20 protein-coding genes are annotated in these 20862 nt (G+C 40.2%); 19 read left to right on the forward strand and 1 reads right to left on the reverse strand.

The annotated features are described in order from the left end of the window. Positions 1 to 12: 12 nt before the first annotated feature. From ABWV72_RS12800 to ABWV72_RS12820, 5 genes are all read left to right on the forward strand, one after another. Complete coding sequence (locus tag ABWV72_RS12800; RefSeq protein ID WP_353370952.1) at positions 13 to 1608, forward strand: catalase; 1596 nt, start codon at positions 13 to 15, stop codon at positions 1606 to 1608. A gap of 66 nt (positions 1609 to 1674) precedes the next feature. Further along, complete coding sequence (locus ABWV72_RS12805; protein WP_216047098.1) at positions 1675 to 2241, forward strand: ankyrin repeat domain-containing protein; 567 nt, start codon at positions 1675 to 1677, stop codon at positions 2239 to 2241. Positions 2242 to 2432: 191 nt separating this feature from the next. Further along, positions 2433 to 2864: a hypothetical protein gene (locus tag ABWV72_RS12810; RefSeq protein ID WP_353370955.1), complete on the forward strand. Its 432-nt coding sequence runs from the start codon at positions 2433 to 2435 to the stop codon at positions 2862 to 2864. A gap of 605 nt (positions 2865 to 3469) precedes the next feature. Then, positions 3470 to 3811, forward strand: coding sequence for a hypothetical protein (locus ABWV72_RS12815; RefSeq protein WP_216047096.1), 342 nt, complete (start codon positions 3470 to 3472; stop codon positions 3809 to 3811). Between the two features lie 15 nt (positions 3812 to 3826). Next, positions 3827 to 5206 carry a class II fumarate hydratase gene (locus ABWV72_RS12820; protein WP_353370957.1) on the forward strand — a complete coding sequence of 460 codons (1380 nt, stop codon included), beginning with the start codon at positions 3827 to 3829 and terminating at the stop codon, positions 5204 to 5206. 85 nt (positions 5207 to 5291) lie between these two features. On the opposite strand, the gene ABWV72_RS12825 is transcribed toward ABWV72_RS12820, so the two are convergent. Further along, the gene (locus ABWV72_RS12825; protein WP_353370959.1) at positions 5292 to 6101 is read right to left on the reverse strand and encodes a ferredoxin--NADP reductase; all 810 of its coding nucleotides are present in this window, start codon (positions 6099 to 6101) and stop codon (positions 5292 to 5294) included. A 138-nt stretch (positions 6102 to 6239) separates the two neighbouring features. On the opposite strand from ABWV72_RS12825, the gene ABWV72_RS12830 reads away from it, so the two are divergent. The 14 genes from ABWV72_RS12830 to nhaD all read left to right on the forward strand — a co-directional run bounded on the left by ABWV72_RS12830 (position 6240) and on the right by nhaD (position 20659). Beyond that, the gene (locus ABWV72_RS12830; RefSeq protein WP_353370961.1) at positions 6240 to 7031 is read left to right on the forward strand and encodes a DUF4198 domain-containing protein; all 792 of its coding nucleotides are present in this window, start codon (positions 6240 to 6242) and stop codon (positions 7029 to 7031) included. Positions 7032 to 7065: 34 nt separating this feature from the next. Next, positions 7066 to 8007, forward strand: a complete 942-nt coding sequence (locus ABWV72_RS12835; protein WP_353370963.1) for a hypothetical protein — start codon at positions 7066 to 7068, stop codon at positions 8005 to 8007. 37 nt (positions 8008 to 8044) lie between these two features. After that, entirely contained in the window at positions 8045 to 9493 is a 1449-nt protein-coding gene (locus tag ABWV72_RS12840) for a DUF2271 domain-containing protein (RefSeq protein WP_353370965.1), read from the forward strand. Positions 9494 to 9620: 127 nt separating this feature from the next. After that, positions 9621 to 12008 carry a TonB-dependent hemoglobin/transferrin/lactoferrin family receptor gene (locus ABWV72_RS12845; RefSeq protein ID WP_353370967.1) on the forward strand — a complete coding sequence of 796 codons (2388 nt, stop codon included), beginning with the start codon at positions 9621 to 9623 and terminating at the stop codon, positions 12006 to 12008. Positions 12009 to 12098: 90 nt separating this feature from the next. Then, a complete protein-coding gene (locus ABWV72_RS12850) occupies positions 12099 to 12527 on the forward strand; it encodes a Fur family transcriptional regulator (RefSeq protein WP_353370969.1) in 429 nt (142 codons plus the stop codon). A gap of 92 nt (positions 12528 to 12619) precedes the next feature. Further along, entirely contained in the window at positions 12620 to 13372 is a 753-nt protein-coding gene (locus ABWV72_RS12855) for a DUF3450 family protein (protein WP_353370971.1), read from the forward strand. Beyond that, positions 13362 to 14699 carry a MotA/TolQ/ExbB proton channel family protein gene (locus ABWV72_RS12860; protein WP_353370973.1) on the forward strand — a complete coding sequence of 446 codons (1338 nt, stop codon included), beginning with the start codon at positions 13362 to 13364 and terminating at the stop codon, positions 14697 to 14699. Before ABWV72_RS12855 ends, ABWV72_RS12860 begins: the two co-directional genes overlap by 11 nt. Positions 14700 to 14717: 18 nt before the next feature. Next, on the forward strand, positions 14718 to 15107 hold the full coding sequence (locus ABWV72_RS12865; RefSeq protein ID WP_353370975.1) for a MotA/TolQ/ExbB proton channel family protein: 390 nt from the start codon (positions 14718 to 14720) through the stop codon (positions 15105 to 15107). After that, on the forward strand, positions 15097 to 15501 hold the full coding sequence (locus ABWV72_RS12870) for an ExbD/TolR family protein (RefSeq protein ID WP_353370977.1): 405 nt from the start codon (positions 15097 to 15099) through the stop codon (positions 15499 to 15501). Before ABWV72_RS12865 ends, ABWV72_RS12870 begins: the two co-directional genes overlap by 11 nt. Position 15502: 1 nt before the next feature. Continuing rightward, the gene (locus ABWV72_RS12875) at positions 15503 to 16156 is read left to right on the forward strand and encodes an energy transducer TonB (protein WP_353370979.1); all 654 of its coding nucleotides are present in this window, start codon (positions 15503 to 15505) and stop codon (positions 16154 to 16156) included. Continuing rightward, positions 16153 to 17502, forward strand: coding sequence for a tetratricopeptide repeat protein (locus ABWV72_RS12880; protein WP_353370981.1), 1350 nt, complete (start codon positions 16153 to 16155; stop codon positions 17500 to 17502). Before ABWV72_RS12875 ends, ABWV72_RS12880 begins: the two co-directional genes overlap by 4 nt. Before the next feature lie 57 nt (positions 17503 to 17559). Further along, positions 17560 to 18726: a DUF6607 family protein gene (locus ABWV72_RS12885; RefSeq protein ID WP_353370983.1), complete on the forward strand. Its 1167-nt coding sequence runs from the start codon at positions 17560 to 17562 to the stop codon at positions 18724 to 18726. A 40-nt stretch (positions 18727 to 18766) separates the two neighbouring features. After that, positions 18767 to 19303, forward strand: coding sequence for a DUF6942 family protein (locus ABWV72_RS12890; RefSeq protein ID WP_353370985.1), 537 nt, complete (start codon positions 18767 to 18769; stop codon positions 19301 to 19303). Between the two features lie 126 nt (positions 19304 to 19429). Next, positions 19430 to 20659 (forward strand): sodium:proton antiporter NhaD, encoded by a 1230-nt coding sequence (gene nhaD / locus ABWV72_RS12895; RefSeq protein WP_216047250.1) that lies wholly within the window; start codon positions 19430 to 19432, stop codon positions 20657 to 20659. Positions 20660 to 20862 lie beyond the last annotated feature (203 nt).

The raw sequence follows: 20862 nt of genomic DNA on the forward strand, positions 1-20862 counted from the left end.
ATAGGATGTAAAATGAAAATGAAAAAATTAATAACCCTATCAAGTTTGATCTTGTTATCGGTTAGCGCGTTTGCTGAAACAACCATGACAAGACAAAACGGTGCGCCTATCGGTGACAACCAAAACTCTCAAACAGCTGGACCTTGGGGCGGCGTATTACTCCAAGACAGTCACCTAATTGAAAAATTAGCAGCCTTTGATAGAGAGCGTGTTCCTGAAAGAGTAGTGCATGCACGTGGTACTGGTATTCATGGTTACTACGAAAATTACGCCGATTTATCCGATTTAACCATGGCGGCCCCATTTCAAGAAAAAGGTAAAAATACTGAAGTATTTACGCGTTTTTCGGCGGTAATTCATGGTCATCAATCTCCTGAAACATTGCGTGATCCTCGTGGGTTCGCTGTGAAGTTTTACACAGAACAAGGTAACTGGGATTTAGTCGGTAACAACTTCCCGATCTTCTTTATTCGCGATGCCATTAAGTTTCCAGATATGGTTCACAGTTTAAAGCCATCGCCCTATGACAATGTGCAAAAAGCATCAAGAGTGTTCGATTTCTTTTCTCATGTACCAGAATCAACCCAAATGCTCACCATGTTGTTTTCTGACTACGGCACACCAAAGAGTTACCTAAATATGGACGGATCTAGTGTTCATGCGTATAAATTTGTGAATGCTAAAGGTGAAATGAACTATGTGAAATTTACTTGGAGAACCAACCAAGGTGTAAAGAACTTCACTTACAAAGAAGCTTCGACCGTACAAGGTCAAGATATGCAGCCTCATACCACAGATGTTTATACACGTATTGGTGAAAAAGGTGAAACGGCTACTTGGGACCTATATATTCAAGTATTGTCGCCAAAAGATGTCAACAACTTTGACTTTAACCCTCTTGATGCCACTAAAATTTGGCCTGAAGACAAATTGCCGCTGCGTAAAGTTGGCAGAATGGTGCTAAATAGAGTGCCTGACAACTTTTTTGAAGAAACTGAGCAAGCTGCTTTTGCGCCAAGTAATGTGATTCCAGGTATCGAGCCATCAGAAGATAGATTATTACAAGGTAGAGTGTTTGCTTACGCAGATACCCAACGTTATCGTTTAGGTGTTAATTCATATCGAATTCCGATTAACGCACCTAAAAATGTGGCTATAAACAACCACATGCAACACGGTAAATTACGTCCTACCAATACCCAGCGTGAGGTTAATTATCAGCCAAGTGAGTACCTTGATTTAGCAGAAGATACAAAATACAAGTATTCAACCATGCCTTTGTTAGGAAGCTATCAACAAATACCTTTCTACAAGCAATTAAACTTTAGACAAGCTGGTGATTTGTATCGTTCATTTACTACAGACGAACAAGCTAGACTTATTGAAGTGTTAGGTGGCGCATTAGCAACATCTGATAAAGAGCTAGTTCGAATCAATATCAGTGCATTTATGTACAACGCAGATAAAGATTACGGCACCGCTATCGCGAAACGTTCAGGTACTAACTTGAGTAAAGTGAAAGCCAGAGCTAAAGCGCTAATGGCCGAGCAACAAGCCTTGGCTGCTGAAGGTGAGAAGATAGCCCTTAAATTAAGCAAGTTGTTTTAATTGATTCGCTGCATAAAACCCGCCACTGCCTGTTAAACCAGGCAGTGGCTTTTGAAGGAAAGAGTTATGAAAACCTTGATTCATGTCTGTTTGATTATGCTTGTTGTATTCGGGTCTAATCCATCATTCGCCCATAAAAGTGAACGAAGCAGTCAACTTAAAAAGCTTTATTTTGATGCTGCTAGAAACGGTGATATTGAATTACTATCGACCTTTTACAATGCCGGTCTATCAGTCAATATCGCTAACGAAAAAGGTTATACTGCATTGATTTTATCTGCCTACAATGGCCAAACTGAAACCGTTAACTATTTACTCAGTGTAGAGGATATCAATCCATGCCAAGAAGACATTAAAGGAAATACTGCGTTAATGGGCGCTATATTCAAGGGCAATTTTCGCATTGCTAAATCTTTGATGGGGCTGGACTGTGAAGTTGATCAAGCCAATCAAAATGGTCAAACAGCATTGATGTTTGCTACCTTATTCGATCGACAAGAGATTATTGAAGAACTCATAGCACAAGGTGCTAATGTGGACTTAAAGGATAGCAATAGTCGTAGTTTAAGCGACATTGCTGCAAGTCAAGGCAATCAAACTTTAGCTGACAAATTCAAACCATCTAAACCATAAATGCAAGAGTAGTTCACTAAGTTTAATAATATCCCTGACATAAAATTTACCAAAAATGTTGACGAGAATGCTGACGAGAAAAGCTAAATTAAAGCCAGCCAATATGGATTAAAAAGGTTATGTCGACTGCGATTTGACCTCGTTTCTAAATAAGTATTTAATCGGTTTACTCTTTTCAGCAGTGTAGAACGATGGCAATAGTAAATACCTTTGGTTTGGCTTATTTCGGTAATGATTACGGAAGCCCGAGTTTTGATCTACTTGTTGATGGTAACTCTTATTTAGAAACCATCACTGACTTTGAAAAACCTTTTGCTGGGCGCATTGCTGGTACTTATCAACCGGGGCTGGGAATCAATCATTTAGATTCCGCCGATAGTGCGGTGCCTTATGTCTGTACATGTGGAGAACCTATGTGCTGGTTCTTAACCGTTGATATTTTTTGTCAGCAGGACGTTGGTCAGGAATATGTTATCTGGCATCGCTGGGTGAATCCCTATCGAGATGATAAAAGTAAATCCGACCAAGGGGGATACTGGAACTACTCTGACTTAGCACCTTTGATCTTCGAAAAACATCAATACCTACGTGAAATCGAGCGCAATCGTCGCATGTATTGTTAAAGGTGTGTCTATCTACTTATTATTAAAAGGCTGAGCGCTTTGTAACTTCATGCTCTGAACACATTGCTTAATCTACAGGCTTGGTTGCTCACAATTTACACCTCTGACTAAGCCGATTCCATGCATTGCCTTCTAAAACCTTCTACATCGTTTATTGATATATTTGCTTGGCCATCTATTTTCAAAAATAAACGTGTAAAACAATGGCGTGATTTTCTCGGAATATTCAGCTAATTCGATTTGGACGCTAACAAACTGTTTCAACTGTTCTGACCGCGCAGTTCTTAGCGCTCACGAGCTATAGGGAGGTGGGTAGGCACCTTGGAGAAAATGCCTACCCGTGTGGTAGCGTTAAGCCAGGACCAGTGAAACTTAACGATTCCAGGCAGAACCACAATATATCAAATGAAAATCATTATCAATAGCATTTGGGCTTTTTTAGTTTTCTAATTTACTGATTAATTCGCTTATGTATCAAAACATCCTTTTGCAGGTTGAATTGACCATACCGTTTAACAAGGTTGACAAGTACTCATAGCATAATGATAATGGGAATTATTATCATTTGGGTTGTTACATTGAAATTTCATTGTTTAGGGGGCTCTGTGAATCAAACATTAGCATTCGGATCGCTTGAGTTAACCATTCGCCATGGTTTACAACCGAATAACCCTCATGCACTTTATCAATATTTAGATATGGCCAACCAGCGTTTAGAAGATGAACAAAATGATACAATAAAGAGAGCTATTTTAAATCGGGTTCTTCGCACCTTATTAGATACAATTTGTGATACTAATATAAGTTTTCAATGGCGTTATTTGTGTTTAGATAATATTTATCAACCACTGAATAAAGTGGAGCGATATGATCATAATGAACAACAAAAAGCGCAAACGCGACACTTCAAGTATGAACTGTCTTTGTTAGGAACGTATTTTTTATAGAAGTAGGGGATTAAGATGACTAAGTTTCGAATCGAAAAAGATAGCATGGGCGAGCTTGAAGTTCCTCAAAATGCCCTGTACGGCGCGCAAACTCAAAGAGCGGTTAATAACTTTAAGATAAGTCACACTCCTATGCCTGAAGCATTTATCCGCTCACTTATCCAAATAAAATCAGCTGCAGCAACTGCAAACGCGAATCTTAACGGTATCGAGCAGGAGACTGCGGATGCAATTAAGCAAGCATGCGCTAACTTATTAAAAGACAACAATCTTATGCTGCATTTTCCTGTTGATGTGTATCAAACTGGATCAGGCACCAGCACTAACATGAATGCCAATGAAGTTATTGCCAACCTAGCGTCGAAGCAATCTGACCTGCGGATTCATCCCAATGATCACGTTAACTTTGGTCAAAGCAGCAATGATGTGATCCCTACTTGTATCCATGTCAGCGCTTCTTTGGCGATTCACAAAAAGTTAAAACCTTCTTTAATTCATTTAGCTAAAAGCATAGATGAAAAGTCGGCAACATTAAGCGGTTATTGTAAAACAGGCCGTACCCATTTGATGGATGCGATGCCAATTCGAATGGACCAGAGCATGTCTGCTTGGTCAGCGCAGATTAGGCAACAAATTAGCCATTTAAATAGTCTACAAAATGCTATTCAATCCCTTGTGCTAGGTGGCACTGCGGTTGGTACTGGAATCAATTCCCATTCCGGTTTCGCCGACGAATTTTCGAAAATTTTAAGCCAAGATACGGGAATTTCCTTTGTTAAAACAGACAATTTTTTTGCTGGTATAGCTGCTCAAGATACCGCCGTGAGTTTGTCGGGTTTAAGCAAATCTATAGCCGTTACTTTTATGAAAATTGCTAACGATTTACGCTGGATGAACTCCGGACCTTTAGCTGGGCTTGGCGAGATTGCGTTACCTGCATTGCAACCTGGCTCTTCAATTATGCCAGGTAAAGTCAATCCGGTTATACCTGAAGCTGTTGCCATGGTATCTGCACAGGTAATAGGCAATGACGCAGCAATAACGGTTGGAGGTCAATCAGGGAATTTTGAATTGAATGTAATGTTGCCTATGATTGCGCTAAATCTGTTGTCTAGCATAGAGTTATTATCCAATGCGGCAATGTCTCTGGCCGATAATGCGATTCGTGATTTCGAAGTGAATCACGAGAACCTAGAAAAGCCATTACACAAAAACCCGATTTTAGTCACAGCTTTAAACCCTATTATCGGCTACTCAAAAGCCGCTGAAATAGCGAAGCAAGCATACAAAGAAAAACGGCCGATCATTGATGTAGCAGCGGAAAATACCGATATTCCAAGAGCCAAATTAAGCGAATTACTTGATCCTATGAAACTTACCAAAAATGAATCATAGTAAAAAGCCAGCACGACAAGAAAAGTCTAGTGCTGGTGGTTACTTGTATTGTCTTGCGATCCCATGAAAGTAAAAATAACAAGGCTTATTTTTCAATAAACGCTTGCTCAATAACATAATGACCTTGCTTGCGGGACGTGGCTTTTGTAAAACCTTGTTGATTTAACATCTGCATTAAGTCCTGCAACATAGCATCATTACCGCACATCATGAATCGATCATTGTCTGGGTTGACGTTAGGCATATTTAGGTTTTGGGTGAGTTCATTGGTCGCTAATAAATGGGTAATTCTGCCCTGATGTGGTTTGAGCCCATCTTCAGTTTTCAAACTGTTGTATTGGTACTTTTCGCGGGTAACAGTAGGGTAGTAAAGTAACTTTTGCTTCACTAAATCACCAAAATACGGGTTGTTAGGTAAGTCATATTCAATTTCAGTTTGATAGGCCAACTCGGAAACTTCGCGCACACCATGGACCAAAATGATTTTATCAAATTGTTCGTAAATGTCTGGATCTCGAATAATACTCATAAAAGGCGCTAATCCTGTGCCTGTACAGAGCAAATAAAGGTGTTTGCCAGGCATCAAATAACCACTGACTAAGGTGCCTGTGGGTCTTGTACTTAACATTACTTCGTCACCAGTTTGTATCATTTGCAGTTTAGATGTCAGTGCACCGTCAGGTACTTTAATACTGAAAAACTCTAACTCATCTTCATAATTTGCACTGGCAATACTATATGCACGCATCAAGGGTTTACCTTCTACCTCTAAGCCAATCATGATGAATTGTCCGTTTTCAAAGGTTAAGGATTTCTGACGGGTTGTTTTAAACGTAAATAAACTGTCGTTCCAATGATGAACGTGGGTCACTTGCTCTTTAACCAGATTTCGCAAAGATAATTCTCCTATTACATACCATGACTCGAGTATCCCATTGTTTGTAAAAAGATGCAAATGCTATTGCGAATCATTATCATTTGTATATAATAAATTTCATCGACTTAATTTACTCTTTGTGATGTTGGAAATTCAATGAAATACCTTTTATGCGTGGCCTGTTTATTTTTGTATTTGTTAAGTTTGCAGGCTGCTGGACATACCCCTTACTTTAAACCCCATTCTTTCGAACCTGTGAGAGGCGACCTAATTACTCTTGATGCTGCTTTTGCCGAAAAATTTTTTGTACCAGAAGTGGCATTTGCCAACAGTATTTATCTCGTTACGGCTCCAGATGGAAAGACTTCTACCCCAGATTCGTTAGCTCAATTCAAATCGCGAGTAGTGGTAGAGCATGCATTAAAGCAAGATGGAACCTACAGATTTAGCACTGGCCGTCGATTAGGGCGCCTATTTAAATTTTACGAACTTGATGGTAAGCGCAAAGCAATGAAGGACCCAACTCAAGCGATTCCTGAAGGCGCAAAGTTGCTTTCATTTTTTCAGTCTTTAACCTTAGCAGAAACCTATGTTAGTAAAGGTGGGCCTAACAACGCCGCTCTGCAACCCCATGGCGAAGGCTTAGAATTTGTGGCTACCTCACACCCTAATGAGTTGTTTGTTGGTGAACCCTTAGCCTTGTTAAGCTTATTTAATGGTCAACCCCTAGCAGATTTGAAAGTAGATGTATTTCTAGCCAAAGACCAATTTACGCAAGAAAAGGCCACTGTTGAACTGCATTCAGACGCAAACGGAAAGTTTATCTTCACTCCTGAGACTGCCGGTACTTATCTGCTACTAGCGCGACATCGCAGTGAGGCGCCCGTTTCATCCCAAGCCAAGCAGATAAGTAACACTTATACCCTAGTTGTTGAAGCTTTTGAATAAACCTAATCATTTACTTATTTAAGGAAATAATCTCGTGAACAAATTAATAATATCAATAGCGCTTTCGTTAATGCTTTTTCATCCATTCAGTAGCGCGGCTTCGCATCATAAAATGGTGTTTGTTCAGCAGTATGATTTAGACGGCAACTGGCAGCTATTTAAAGGTGAATTTAATGAAGCAAGACTGTTGAGATTTGATAAGACCGATGAAAATAAAGATAAATTTGTTAGTGAAGATGAGTACGTATTTGAATATCAAAATAAACTGGATAAGCAGCTTGAAGATGACCGGAAATCTCAAATTCGGCAAACAAAAGTACGCTTTAAAGCGTTAGATAAAAATCAAAACGAGCGTTTGGAGTGGGACGAATATAAAGCATCTGGCGAGCGTAATTTTAGTCGTTACGATAGCAACAACGACAATCGAATAAATGAGCAAGATCCTGAATATAAAAGTACTTGGAAGAATAAACAAAAAGAGGTGTTAACCGAAGCTGAAAAAGAGCAAAAAAGAGAAAGCCAATTGCGTTTTGCTCAACGCATATTAAAAATGCCTACCACTCATGATAAAGAAGGGATGCTCGCTAAATACGATAGCAATCAAGACGGAACAGTCACCTTACAGGAGCACAATCAACAGCGCCAAGCTACCTATAATCTCACCGACGAAAATGCAGACGGGTGGATCAGCGAAGACGAGTATCTTTTTGAATATCAAAACCGCTTAGATACGCAAATAGCCAAAACTAGAACTGCAGCTATTAAACAGACCCATGTGCGTTTCAAAGTATTAGATATAAACGAAGATGGCAAAATGACGATCGCAGAATATCAAGCCTCAGGTCATCGCAGCTTTGCTCGCTGGGATACAAATCAAGATGATATTGTAAGTATGGAGGAGGCAATGCCTGAGCCTCGCCAGCGGGGTGACGAGACAAACAAAAATAACTTAACAGTTGCTTCAGCTCGTGATTAGTCGGTTGAAAAATGCGCTATGCAGCGTTAGAACTCCGTTGCTTCTGAGTTTAGGGTTAAGCAGCTTTGCTAGTTTAGCCAACCATCAATATCACTTTGAAAATGTATTGGGCACTTCAATGGATATCACTATTTATGGTGCTGAAGATGAGCAAATTGATACCGCCGTAGGTGTACTGTCAAATAAGATTCAGGTCCTAGAGGGAACATTGTCGACGTGGCAATTAGATAGCACTATCAACCAGTTAAATCAAAACTTGGTTATTCCGAATCAGTCAAAAGAGCTCACCGAAGTTTTGCACTTATGTGAGAATTGGCATAAACAGTCTGGTGGTAAATTCAGTTGTCGAATGGGGCTGATTCGACAACGTTGGCTTGAGGCTGAGAATACCCAAACGCTGCCCGATAGGATTGAAATGCGTCATTTTGCTAGAGACATTCAAAAACGGGAAAATCCTATTTCATTAACGGCTGAAGAATTGCATTTAGCTAAAAACATACAAATGGATCCGGCAGGATTAGCTAAAGGTTACATTATCGATATTGGCATGCGCACTTTACGTGAGTTATTACCTTCGGCTACAGGTATCAAGTTGGATATTGGTGGAGACATTTCTTTTTGGGGGATACCTGAGAACAAAACCCATTGGAAAGTTGGGTTAGGCAATTATATTGATTCGACTGACAGTCACTCAAATAGTTATATTGAAATTTCAAATCATGCGGTTGCGGCAAGCGGTCATCTGAGTCGCTTTTATCAAATAGAGCGCAGAAAATTCAGTCATATCCTTGACCCCAATGAAGGTTGGCCAATGGATAGTGCCCCTAGTGCAATAGTTATCGCCAACGATGCCACGACTGCAGATGCTGTTGCCACGGCGCTCAGTACGCAAAAGGCCAGCAAAGGTATTGAATGGGTGAATAGTTTACCTGGTGTAGAAGCCTTAGTGCGAAGCTCTGGTATCGCAGTGATGTCAGATGGATGGCATCGTTTTGTACCTAGCTCCTCGCAGCAGGATTATCAGCATGAGGAAAATGTATATATTGAGTATCAAATTCCCAGTATAGATACTGCTAAATATCATCGACCTTATTTAGCTCTGTGGATTTCAGATCTAAATAACAATACTGTTCGCCAACTATTGTTATTAGGTGAAAGTGAACGTTGGGCGAAAGAAAATAATCGCTGGTGGCGAAGAGTAGGCCGTAAACTCCCAGGTTTACTCGATGCGGTGGCCAGACCTACCCGTTTACCAGGAAAATACCATCTTAGCTGGGACGGGTTAGATGATCAGGGCAAATCGGTTAAGTCTGGTGAATATATTCTGCATATTGAAGCCGCACGAGAAGGTGGTGGACATGATTATCAAAAGGTACGCTTTGATACCCGTAACATGGAGCATGTAATACAGTTACGGCCAAAAGGTGAGTTAGGTCAAATAACCATAAGTCAAAGCGCCGGAAACCTATTATCCGCGAATTTATAATATTAGTAAGACCTCAAATTACAATTATCTAAAATTAAACAATTACAAAATAACAATAACCGAGTAGAAAAATAGCCAATAAATGAAATAAAAATCATTTGCATTAGTATTTAAATATGGAGAGAAGATGAAAGTTACCCCTAAGTTAGTTGCCGTTGCCGTCACTCTGGCTTTATCACCGACCTTATTTGCGCAAGAGACACTTGATACCACTAAGGTTGGGAATGAATCTGAAGCGCAACAAGATGCGTCTGTAAAGGTTATTGATGCTCAGCAAATCGATGCAGAAATGATTCAGGATGTATATGACACTGTAAGATATATTCCCGGTGTAAATGTGAATAACACCGGTAATCGCTTTGGCGACAATGGCTTTAATATTCGGGGTATGGAAGGCGATGCTGTTGCTATCACAATTGATGGTTTATCCCAAGGCGAGAGTCTCAATCCAACCACTTTTAGCCGTTACGGTATGTTTAGTTCTACTCGCAATGCGATTGAGCCTGAAAGTGTTAAAAGTATTGAAATCATCAAGGGGGCAAATTCAGTTTTGGCTGGAAGCGGGGCGCTAGGTGGTGCTGTAATGTACACCACTAAAGATGCCGATGACTTTCTAAAATCCAGTGGCGATGATTTCGCGGGGAGTTTCAAATTAGGTTTTGATGGTCGTAGCAATGAAACATTATCTAGCCTAGCGTTAGCCAAACGCATTGGTGATTTCGAAGGGTTGTTAATTGTCACTAAACGAGATGGCAGTGAAACCAAAACTCATGAAAATGGTGACGATGTGGAGGGATCAGCCAGGGGGCAGGCAGATCCGATGGATTCTGACAAAACTAACCTATTGGCAAAGTTCGGTTATCAAATAAATCAAAATCACCAAATTGGTTTAGTTTTTGAAAACTTTGAAAGTGCACGTTCAGGTACGCCACTATCTCGTGAGTCTGCCAGCTATTATAGCTTTTCTACATTTGATGAATCTAATCGAACAAGATTAGGCATGTTCTATGATTATCAAGGAAACACTTTCTTATTTGATACTGCAGCACTAAAAATTAATCATCAAGAAGTTGATACTCATGGCTCAACTAAGTTCTTGTACAGTGGATATTTACGGAATGAAGATCGTTATTATGATCAGGAAATGGAAAGTTTTACTCTAGATTTCAGTAAAGATGCGTTTGTATCTCAGACCAACCATTTTATCGCCTATGGCATCGCAATAGAAACAAAGGAAGTTGATAACCAACTATTCGATAAACGTTATATTGGCGAAACTGAAGATAGTGGGTTTCGTGATGGTTACCCTATAGTCGATCCCTCATGGGTTCCTAATACAGAAAGTGATATTTGGTCGCTTTATGTCACTGACAAAGTTGAATTGAATGAGCAACTCACTTTGCAAGGTGGAATTCGCTATGACAACGTTCGCTATACTCCTAAAACCGATGATGACTTTATTGATCAAACCGGCAATAGCGTCGCTAACGCAGAATTTAGCGCGCTTACTTGGGCTTTAAACTTAGGTTACGAGTTTAATCCAAATCACAGTATAACCGCCAGTATAGGTACAGGCTTTAAAGCGCCAACTACTCAGCAGTTGTATCTGAATACCAATGCCACCAGTGTGTTTGAAGACAGTGAACGTGTCGTAGACGAAAACGGAAGCGTAAGTTATGTGAGTAATGGCCGTACGGAAACTGACTTAGATACTGTTACCAATCCTAATCTCGATGCAGAAACCGCCACCAATTACGAATTAGCTTATCAATGGCAAGGTGATAATGGCTACCTAAACTTTTCAGTATTTCGTGCAGATTATGATGATTTTATTATCAATTTAAATCAATCACGTAGTTTCGATGAACCCATTACTCAAGCTAGTTCTAATTGGTGGTTGGCGCAATGTGCTGAAGCTGTAGTCGACGACTCATGCTGGACAGTTTCTCAGATTACCGAAGACACTTGGGGAGTGCCAACTAATGTTGGCAAAGTAAAAGTGACGGGTTATGAACTTGATGTTGGTTATCAACTTTCCCAAGGTCTGTTAGTGACTTTATCCCACTCCCACACAAGTGGGGAATACAGAAACTCGGTGGAAGGTTCTAGTGAAAGCAACGTAGACGCTTCGTTTTCAAAGGGCGATGAACTAGAAAGTATTGCGCCAGATACAACTGTGTTAGGACTGAATTATCGCTTACCAGCAGGAAATTGGGGTGGGTCAGTATTTGCTAGGTTCATTGATGGTAAAGATGAACAAGAATATTTTTCCGCTACTTTTTACAGTGAAAGTGCAATCGTCTTAGATTTGAGTGGCTTTTACGAAATAACCGACAACCTAGTAATACGCGCAAATGTTACTAATTTATTCAATGAAGAATACACAACTTGGCAGCGGGTGAGATTAGTCCGTGAAGGCACTGGTGGCTTCTTTGGCGGTGTGTCAGACAATGGAATTCAACGCTTTAATGAACCAGGTAGGGAATTTGCCGTTAACCTGAGTTATGCATTCTAAGTTTAAGTTAAGGTTGCACCATTTATAACGACAGAGAAATGGAAGCTAGTGGGCAAGGAAGCCTAAACTCAATATTGGGATGTGACAAAAATGCCAGTAAAAACCGAATCTAATCGAGCTAACCAGTCTTTGTTAAAGAAAGTTGGGTTAAAGATCACTAACCAACGCTTGGTGATACTAGAAGTGTTTCAAAAACATAAAGACTCCCACTTGTCTGCAGAACAAATATTTCGCTATCTTGTTAGACACGATAACTCAATTAGCTTGGCGTCAGTACATAGAATTTTGGCGCAATTTTGTGATAGTGGCCTAGCAATTAAACATCATTTTGATGACAGTTCATTAATTTATGAGTTAACGGATCAAGGTACTCATGGTCACATAATCGATTCGGAAACAGGCGATATCATCGAGTTCAATCATCCACAGTGGAAACACCTAAAGTTAGAAATCGAAAGGGACTACGATTGTCATATTGTGCAGGATGCTTTGGTTTTATATGTGCGCAAAAATAAATAGAATAATTGTAAATCTAAATAGTAATCGTTATCATTAACATGTAGTATATTCCTATCTAAATATCTTAATTTCATAATGACAAATGGGGCGGTATGCGAGTCTTTATATTTGTAGGCTGTTGGTTTGTTTGTTGCGCTGTTGTCGCAACCCCCACAGATCTGGATAAACTGGTACAGCAATGGGTACAGTTAGAACAACAGATCAATAATGTTAAGGCTAGTTGGCGAGAACGCAAACCATTGTTAAATCAACAGTTACAGTTATTAAAAGCAGAGAATCAATCCCTCAGTGCTTTTTTAGTTGAAGATACTGCAGATACAGATGAGCTTGATAAGCGGCGTTTAGCTTTACTCAGGCAACAAACAGAACTGGAGCAAACCCAAAATACAATTTCCAGCCAATTGCAAAAAGTTGAGCAAATACTTTTGCGTATTCACCCTCAACTTCCGCCACCACTCAAGCAACAATGGGATACGGAATTGGCTTTGTTAACGTCAATGACAGATAACAGCGAGCGGGTTGGAAAACAGCTTTATCTGCTTGATAGCATGCAAAAGTACAATCATAGAATCGTAACCCATCAAACGAGTATGACATTTGCCAACCAAGTTGAAGTGCAAGTAGAGCAGGTGTTCTTAGGCACATCTAAGGGTTGGTATGTTAGTCAGGATGGACAATATTGGGGTAGTGGACACAGCAGTCCAGGCGGTTGGCAATGGCAACATCAAGAGAAAGATTTGTCTCCTTCTATTTTACTCGACTTAGTCAAAGCAATTAAAAATGTCAGTCAAGCACAGCTTATTCGTTTGCCACTAACAACAGGTATTAGACAAAATGAAAATTAGATTTTGTAGTTGTTTGTTGTTGCTTTCAGTTTTGTTGGGGCAGGCCGTGGTTGCACAAGAATCTGTTGCAAACAGTTTAATAAAAGATATCCAGAACGCACAACAACGACTCTCGGTATTAGAGTCGAATATCGCCAGAGAATCACAAGCTTTGGCTGCAGAAATTCAAAAACAGCAAAAGCAGGTATTAACGCTAAGGCGACAAACTGCGGCAAAACGCAGAGTACTAGACGATCAGACATTAGCAATGTCGAAAATCGAGTCTCGGCTAGATGAGTGGCAACGACAAGAAAATTATCAACATAACATGTTGATGGATGTGGCGCAGAGAAACGGCCTAGCTGCAGAACAATTGACTTCAATGAGTTCAGGTTTAGCGAATTCTCAAGGCTACTTACTCACTTTAGCACAACAACAGGCTGACTCACTCAATTTGCATTGGTTAGAGCAGCAAATTCTACTACCCAGTGGACAATATCGTAGCGCCAATGTGTTGCAAGCCGGTCCAGTAAAATGGTTCTTAATAAAAGACACTCAACAAGCGGGTTTGCTAGACGAAGAAAATAAAGTGCAGCTGTATTTTGAAGCAGACAATGCCGCACAGATATTGGCACTTCATGAGTCGCAAAGTGGCATTGTTACCTTCGATCCGACGCTCGGTTCTGTGGTTAAAAAACAACTGCAACAAGAAACTCCCAGTCAGCACTTAATGCGTGGGGGGATATGGGTGATACCGATTGTTGGGTTCGGCTTATTTGCGCTAATTATTGGTATTTTCAAAAGTGTTCAATTGTATCGTTTACCAAAATTGCAGCCTATGTTGGCGGAGCGAATAGAGTTACTGCAAGCATCTAATGAGCCCTCTGCACAATTGACAAACTTATCCGCAGAATTACAAGGTGCTCAAAAGCAATTAGTGAAGATCGCATTATCTTGCCCCTCCGGTGAAGAACGTGACAACAAGTTACTAGCATTTTTACTGGAATATCGACAAAAACTACAGTCAAACTTAGGCGCAGTTGCAATCACCGCAGCAGTTGCTCCACTGATTGGTTTGCTCGGAACTGTGTCAGGAATGATTGAAACCTTTAAAATGATGAGCTTATTTGGTACCGGTGACCCCGCCATTGTTTCCGGTGGTATCTCCAAAGCTTTGATTACAACAGAATTAGGTTTGGTTGTTGCAATACCCGCATTGGTTATTCATGCATTACTCAGTCGCTTTATACGTAATCACAATACCCAACTGGATACGACGGCTATCCGACTTGGCAAATTATCAATGGGTAAAAGCAATGCAACTGAGTTTACAGAACAAGCCGCTTGATATGGACAGGAGCCGAACATGAATGCCACACAACAGGTTTTAAGCAACCCGGTAATTTGGCTGATTCTAGGGTTAGCATTGGTGTGTTACAGCATTTTGATGCAATTAATCATCGCTAAGGGCACAACACCCGATTGGTTATCTAAAACAGCGAGCTGGTTGCACACATTACCAGCAATGTTGAGCGCTTTGCCGCTGCTTGGTTTGCTTGGGACTATCATCGGATTGCTGCAAACATTTGCACAAATGGCAACTGGCGACATGGATATTCAACAGTTGCTGAGTGGCTCTATAGCAGATGCCATGCTGACAACTGAAGTGGGTCTGTTAATGGTTATTCCTGGATGGATAATGTTATCTGCTTTGCAACGTAAACAACAGCAAATGGAATTGCATAATGCGCAGTAAGTTAGAACAACAATTAGCTCAGCCGCAGCAAAGTATCGATCTATCACCGCTTTTAGATGTGGTGTTTATATTGTTGATCTTTTTTATTGTCACAACAGTTTTCGTCCGTGAAACCGGAGTTGAAGTAGATAAACCGCAAGCTGTTTCCAGCCAACAGCTTAAACAAAATGTGATCTTAATTGCGATTACCGACAATAGTGAGGTGATGTATGACAATGCAAATATTGGCGTGACCGGGGTAAGAGCAACGGTTTCTCAATTACTCCAAAAAAAGCAAAAGTCGGTGGTTATTCAGGCTGATAAAAGGGTAACTACTGAACTGCTAGTTAAGGTTATCGATCAGGCTAAGTTAGCTGGTGCAACACAGGTCAATATAGCGACCCAGGGAGATTGAAATGATTATGAAAAGTTTGTTTAAACGCTTTTTGATAGCGCCATTGTTAGCTTCTTTATTAATCGCGAGTTTAGTTAGTCTTGCGTTAAGTGTGTTGCAACAAGATACCGCCCAGCAAACAGAGTTAACCATTCGAAAAATTAATTTAGCTGTTTTGCCGCCACCACCACCCCCTAAGCATCAACAGCTAAAATCCTATGTTAATAGTGCCCCCAACATACAACTAAAGGTTGATGGGGGAGGGGCAAATATGGAATTTCAGTACACAGATATGTTGCAAGATTTACAGGTTTCTGAATTACCAGAGGTCGAGATTCAAAATAGTCAAAGTAACCTTTTGGATATGCTCAGCTTTGATTGGCAAGCCTTTGGATTGTCAGATTTGGATGAAATGCCAAGGTTATTAACTGACCTTAAAATAAAATTTCCCGATAGTTTAAAGCGCAAAGGGGTTACCAGCGCCGCAGTTAAATTAGCCGTTCTCATTGATGAACGTGGTAGTGTGTTACTCAAAAATATAACGCAAAATCAATATCCTGAGCTTGATATTGCAATTAGGAAATTAGTCAAGCAAGCGCGTTTTAGTATTCCTAAAAAGGATGGGGTAGCAGTGCGCGCGAGTTTCAATTGGCCTCTGGAGTTTGCTGATTCATGAAATTACTGCAGCGCTATTTAGTATTGTTGACGAGTTGGGGAATCTTTCATAATAACCTTCATGCCCAACCGATTGATGTTAGTCAAATACCTGTTGTACTGCCTTCTATCAATCTCCCCTTTTTGCAACGCGAAGCAAAAATAACGGCACAAGAGTACCCATTAGCACAAAGCCTTAAAACCTTCCTACAAAATGAAGACTATCGGGCTGCGCTAAGATTGTTAGAACAATATCAAGAGGCAAAGAGTCCAGCTTTGTTATTGTTAGAGGCACAGTTGAGGATGCAACAAAGTCAATTTCACGAAGCTGAAGGGCTATTAAAAACGGTGTTGCAACAAATGCCGGATTTAATACGTGGGCACCTTGCCTTAGCGACAGTTTATCAATCAATACATAAATCTAAAGAAGCTCAAAAATCTCTCAGCCAAGCTATTAGTTTAGGGGCTTCAGGGGCAACTCACTTTGCCCAACTAGGTTATTTAAATATGCAGAACAACGACCCGCAAAGTGCGATCGCTGCTTATCAACAAGCGCTTATGTTAGCGCCTGAAAACGACGATATCCGTCAAGGACTATTATTTGCCTTGGTACAAAGTGACCAACATGGGGCGGCTCGAAATTTACTCTCAGGGATGCTAGATAAACAGCCTGAAAATCGTCAGTTTTGGTTGCATAGAGCGAATCTCGCAATGCACTCCGGTGATAAAAACATAGCACTTAGTAGTGTAGAAGTCGCCTTGAGGTTAGGAGATAACAGCAAGCAAGCCCGTCAGATGGCAATGCAATTAAATATAAAGTCGAAGAATTATAAACGTGCGCTCGATCTGAGCCTTATTATGTTGCAAGAACAACAATTAAATTTTGATGAAACTGATAAATTACTTAATTGGTTAGCTTCTCAACATGAATGGGACAACCTTGATATTTTGCTTCATGGCGTATCTGAACTTGTTAAAAACCCAGCAAATACCCAGCGCAGCCGATTGCTTTATTATCAAGGACTCATTGCTCAGAAAAATCAAAAAACATCGATTGCGAAACAGGTTTGGATAAACGCAATTAAATCCGATCCAGGAAATGGTGACGCGCTTTTAGCGTTGGCAAAGTTAACTGCTGCTAACGCGTCTTTTGTAGAGGCGGATCTCTATTATCAGCGAGCGGAAACATTAAATACTGTAGCGCTGCCAGCGAAATTAGGCAGAGCACAGTTATATATCGATCAGCTAGACTATGACGCCGCTTTAGATATATTGCAGCGCACCCATGCAGAATACCCTCATCGTCACGATTTACTTAAAAATATTCGAATATTAACCAACTTAGTCAATAGTCAAAATAATATCTGATGTAAATCTTAGACAAAGATTCCGTAATCAGAGACATCATCGAAAAAGAGAAAACTCATGAAAAATAGTCAAACCTCATCTTTTATCCATAAATTCGCGTTGCTGTTTGTTTTTATAATGTTGGCTTTTAAGGCTAATGCAGATTCTGGTAAAGATGATAAAAATACCAATTGTGACCTACAGAGCCAGTTTACTTTTAGTTGGTCATTTAATGAAAATTGTGATTTTAAACCTCGAGGTGGTTCCAGCAAAGGTGTACCTATAATGCTTGATCCTGAACCTCATCCTGGTTGGTTATCTTTGCAACAAGAAGGTATCAGTGAATATGAAAAAGATCGTCGAGCTATTTTAGCGATGGCTGGGCCTTATCGAGTCAGTTTTGACTTTCTTGAAACTGTTGGCTTTACTCCTGACTATTCACCTAGTCGTCCATATCAATCATGGGGGACCGAATATGTATATGTGGCCGAAGACAAAGGGGATTTCATTAGTTTGCAACACGTCATGGTGATGTACTTTATCCAAGATGATGGTTCTATTTCTGAGCCTATGGTAATGAAACATTGGCGGCAAGATTGGCAATTCCAAAAGCGTGATTTATTTGTCTATGCGGGTAATCATAAATGGCAACACAAAAAATATAATCGCAAAACTGTAAAGGGGACATGGTCACAATCGGTATTTCAGGTCGATGACTCACCTCGATACGAATCATTTGGTAAATGGCAACATAACGATAATTTTTCCACTTGGTTGAGTGCTAAAACGTGGCGTCCATTACCTCGTCGTGAAAGCAGTGTAAGAAATGATTATCAGGTATTAGAAGGAACAAACCGACATACGATTTTACCCAGCGGTTGGGTACAAGAGGAGGAAAACGTTAAACTTGTATTAGATTCCGATGGCAAGGCTGCAGCGCAAACGCCATATTTAGCTAAAGAGTTAGGGTTGGCTCGTTACGAACGAATAATTGACCACGATTTTAGCGAGGGCGACAAATATTGGCAAAAGTCAGAGCCGTTTTGGTCGGACGTAAGAGAAGTCTGGCGCAAAACCATAGATGAAAATGACAGTTTAATTATCCATAAAACAGTGGATGACAATTATATGTTCATGCCGTTTTTTAATGAGGCGCAAAACATCGTTGATGGACAAACCTACCAAACCAATACTGGAAAGGCGCAAATTAAAAAGATGCTGTCCCCTTTTATTGAAGTAGAATAGTTCCTATCTACTTGGATTATTAGCTTCACTATTAGGTCTCATGACAAACAAAGATTTTAACGAAATTAACGGGTTGGGTGATGAAAACGCGGATGTTAACGTGTACATTCAGAATCGCCCAACCTTTGGTTTTGAACATAATCAGCGAGCAGTTTATCCCCTTAAAAAAGGCGAGATTTATGCCCTGGGTCAAGCCTGTGGTAACGGTTGGCGCAAGGTGTTTAACGTGTATGCTAAGTTGCTATACGCTTTGCCTAATAAATGTTTTGAATTCAATGATGCTTATGCTAGCTGGCAGCAATATCGTGATCAGGAACTGTTGCAGTCCCGCAGCAAAACCGCACTCTGGTTTTCACCTCCTGAATTTCAACAAACCAATAAGTTACACATTGTAATGGGTCGGACTTACGCTAAATCGTTGAGCCTACCCAACACCCTTGAATGGATTAATCCAGAATTTGCAATTGATCTGCACAGACGCTTAATTGTGTGCCCGTATTTTGATTACCGCCAGCTCTCAAACAGCAAAATCATCTTTCTTGTTGACTTGATTGCTGAAAATTTCACAAAAAAATAAAAACCAGTTGCACCTTTATATGGCAGGAATAACGTTTTTTAGGCTATAATTCTGACCTCAAATTTGTGTCCTGCAACGGGATCCATTTTCTACTTTTAGTATTCTGGAACGCACATCATGTTCGATATGTTTGAAATCACCATTATCGGTTTGGCTATTTTGGCTTTACTGACCATCGTTTTTGAAGAAATTACCCACATCAATAAAGCAAAAACCACTCTGTTTTTAGGATGTTTAGTGTGGTGCTTGTTGTTCATTCGAGGCCATGGTTCAGGCCAAGCTGAAATAGAAAGTGCATTAAATGAGAATTTATTAGAGATCGCAAAATTGTGGCTGTTTTTAATGGCTACCATGACCTTTGTTGCGTATTTAAATGCCAGGGGCCTGATTGGTGCTATGGTTAATCGACTATTGCCAGGTGAATTGTCATTAAGAAAGCTGACCTTATTAGTGGCACTTTTTGCATTGGTTTTATCCATGCTGTGCGACAACATCACCGCTACCTTAGTGTCGATTAGCATTATTCTGGCGTTTAAGTTGGAAGTGCCAGAAAAAGTAAAACTCTGTGTGTTAATTATATTTGCGGTGAATTCTGGTGGAGTGGTACTGATTACCGGAGATGTCACAACTCTGATGATATTCAGTGAAAAACACGTATCTATTGTCGAACTATTAGGTTTGATTTTACCTGCTATATCAGGTGTGGTTGTGCTTGCATTACTGATGAGTTTTGGTAAAAACCGCCGAGTTGAAGCAACTATCGGCAGTGAAAAATTTAAGTCGCTAGACTTTGTTATTGCCGGATTATTTTTTGGCACTATATGTTGCACCATGCTATTTAATTTACTGTTTGCGATACCCCCTGTTTTGACCTTTTTATTAGGCTTATCGGTGATGTTTATGATCGGCGGTATGGTGAATAAATTTAAGTACGAAATTCATTTATTGGACTACGTGCGCAAAATTCAGTTTGATACTTTAATGTTCTTTCTAGGAATATTATTGATAGTAGGATCGCTCAAAGAAATTGGCGTGTTAGTCTGGATGACAAATATCTACTTTATGTTGGACCCTGATTATTCGAATTATTTGGTTGGAATTTTATCAGCCTTTTTAGATAACGTGCCCTTGACCGCAGCCTTACTTAAAGCCCAGCCTGAATTAACCAATATTCAATGGTTATCGCTTACTTATGCCGTAGGTGTGGGAGGATCAATGTTGGTGATTGGTTCCGCCGCAGGGATAGTAGCCATGAGTCGAGTAAAAGAGCTAACGTTCGTCAGCTACAGTAAATATATCGTACATTTATTGGTTGCTTATAGTGTTGGCTACGCTTTGTGTCTGGTGAATGTATAAATATCTTGAGTTAAGACAGGGAAGGGAACTTCATAATAAATTATGACCTCGTTGTATGAGTGAGGTTCCCCCTTCTAACTGCGCCGCGCTATACATCCCCACCTCCAAGCAATTAAGTACTTCTGATAGGGAGTGACTTATTTGCTATTATACAAAAGTCTAATACACTTTAGTTGCAGACAGGGTTTTAATGCTTTATTCGA

The sequence above is a fragment of the Aliiglaciecola sp. NS0011-25 genome (genome assembly GCF_040370605.1).
Lineage (GTDB): Bacteria > Pseudomonadota > Gammaproteobacteria > Enterobacterales > Alteromonadaceae > Aliiglaciecola > Aliiglaciecola lipolytica_A.

Coding starts and splice junctions, on each gene's coding strand:
- ABWV72_RS12800 (WP_353370952.1), top strand. CDS start 13: ATGAAAATGAAAAAATTAATAACCCTATCAAGTTTGATCTTGTTATCG.
- ABWV72_RS12805 (WP_216047098.1), top strand. CDS start 1,675: ATGAAAACCTTGATTCATGTCTGTTTGATTATGCTTGTTGTATTCGGG.
- ABWV72_RS12810 (WP_353370955.1), top strand. CDS start 2,433: ATGGCAATAGTAAATACCTTTGGTTTGGCTTATTTCGGTAATGATTAC.
- ABWV72_RS12820 (WP_353370957.1), top strand. CDS start 3,827: ATGACTAAGTTTCGAATCGAAAAAGATAGCATGGGCGAGCTTGAAGTT.
- ABWV72_RS12830 (WP_353370961.1), top strand. CDS start 6,240: ATGAAATACCTTTTATGCGTGGCCTGTTTATTTTTGTATTTGTTAAGT.
- ABWV72_RS12845 (WP_353370967.1), top strand. CDS start 9,621: ATGAAAGTTACCCCTAAGTTAGTTGCCGTTGCCGTCACTCTGGCTTTA.
- ABWV72_RS12850 (WP_353370969.1), top strand. CDS start 12,099: ATGCCAGTAAAAACCGAATCTAATCGAGCTAACCAGTCTTTGTTAAAG.
- ABWV72_RS12855 (WP_353370971.1), top strand. CDS start 12,620: ATGCGAGTCTTTATATTTGTAGGCTGTTGGTTTGTTTGTTGCGCTGTT.
- ABWV72_RS12860 (WP_353370973.1), top strand. CDS start 13,362: ATGAAAATTAGATTTTGTAGTTGTTTGTTGTTGCTTTCAGTTTTGTTG.
- ABWV72_RS12865 (WP_353370975.1), top strand. CDS start 14,718: ATGAATGCCACACAACAGGTTTTAAGCAACCCGGTAATTTGGCTGATT.
- ABWV72_RS12870 (WP_353370977.1), top strand. CDS start 15,097: ATGCGCAGTAAGTTAGAACAACAATTAGCTCAGCCGCAGCAAAGTATC.
- ABWV72_RS12875 (WP_353370979.1), top strand. CDS start 15,503: ATGATTATGAAAAGTTTGTTTAAACGCTTTTTGATAGCGCCATTGTTA.
- ABWV72_RS12880 (WP_353370981.1), top strand. CDS start 16,153: ATGAAATTACTGCAGCGCTATTTAGTATTGTTGACGAGTTGGGGAATC.
- ABWV72_RS12885 (WP_353370983.1), top strand. CDS start 17,560: ATGAAAAATAGTCAAACCTCATCTTTTATCCATAAATTCGCGTTGCTG.
- ABWV72_RS12890 (WP_353370985.1), top strand. CDS start 18,767: ATGACAAACAAAGATTTTAACGAAATTAACGGGTTGGGTGATGAAAAC.
- nhaD (WP_216047250.1), top strand. CDS start 19,430: ATGTTTGAAATCACCATTATCGGTTTGGCTATTTTGGCTTTACTGACC.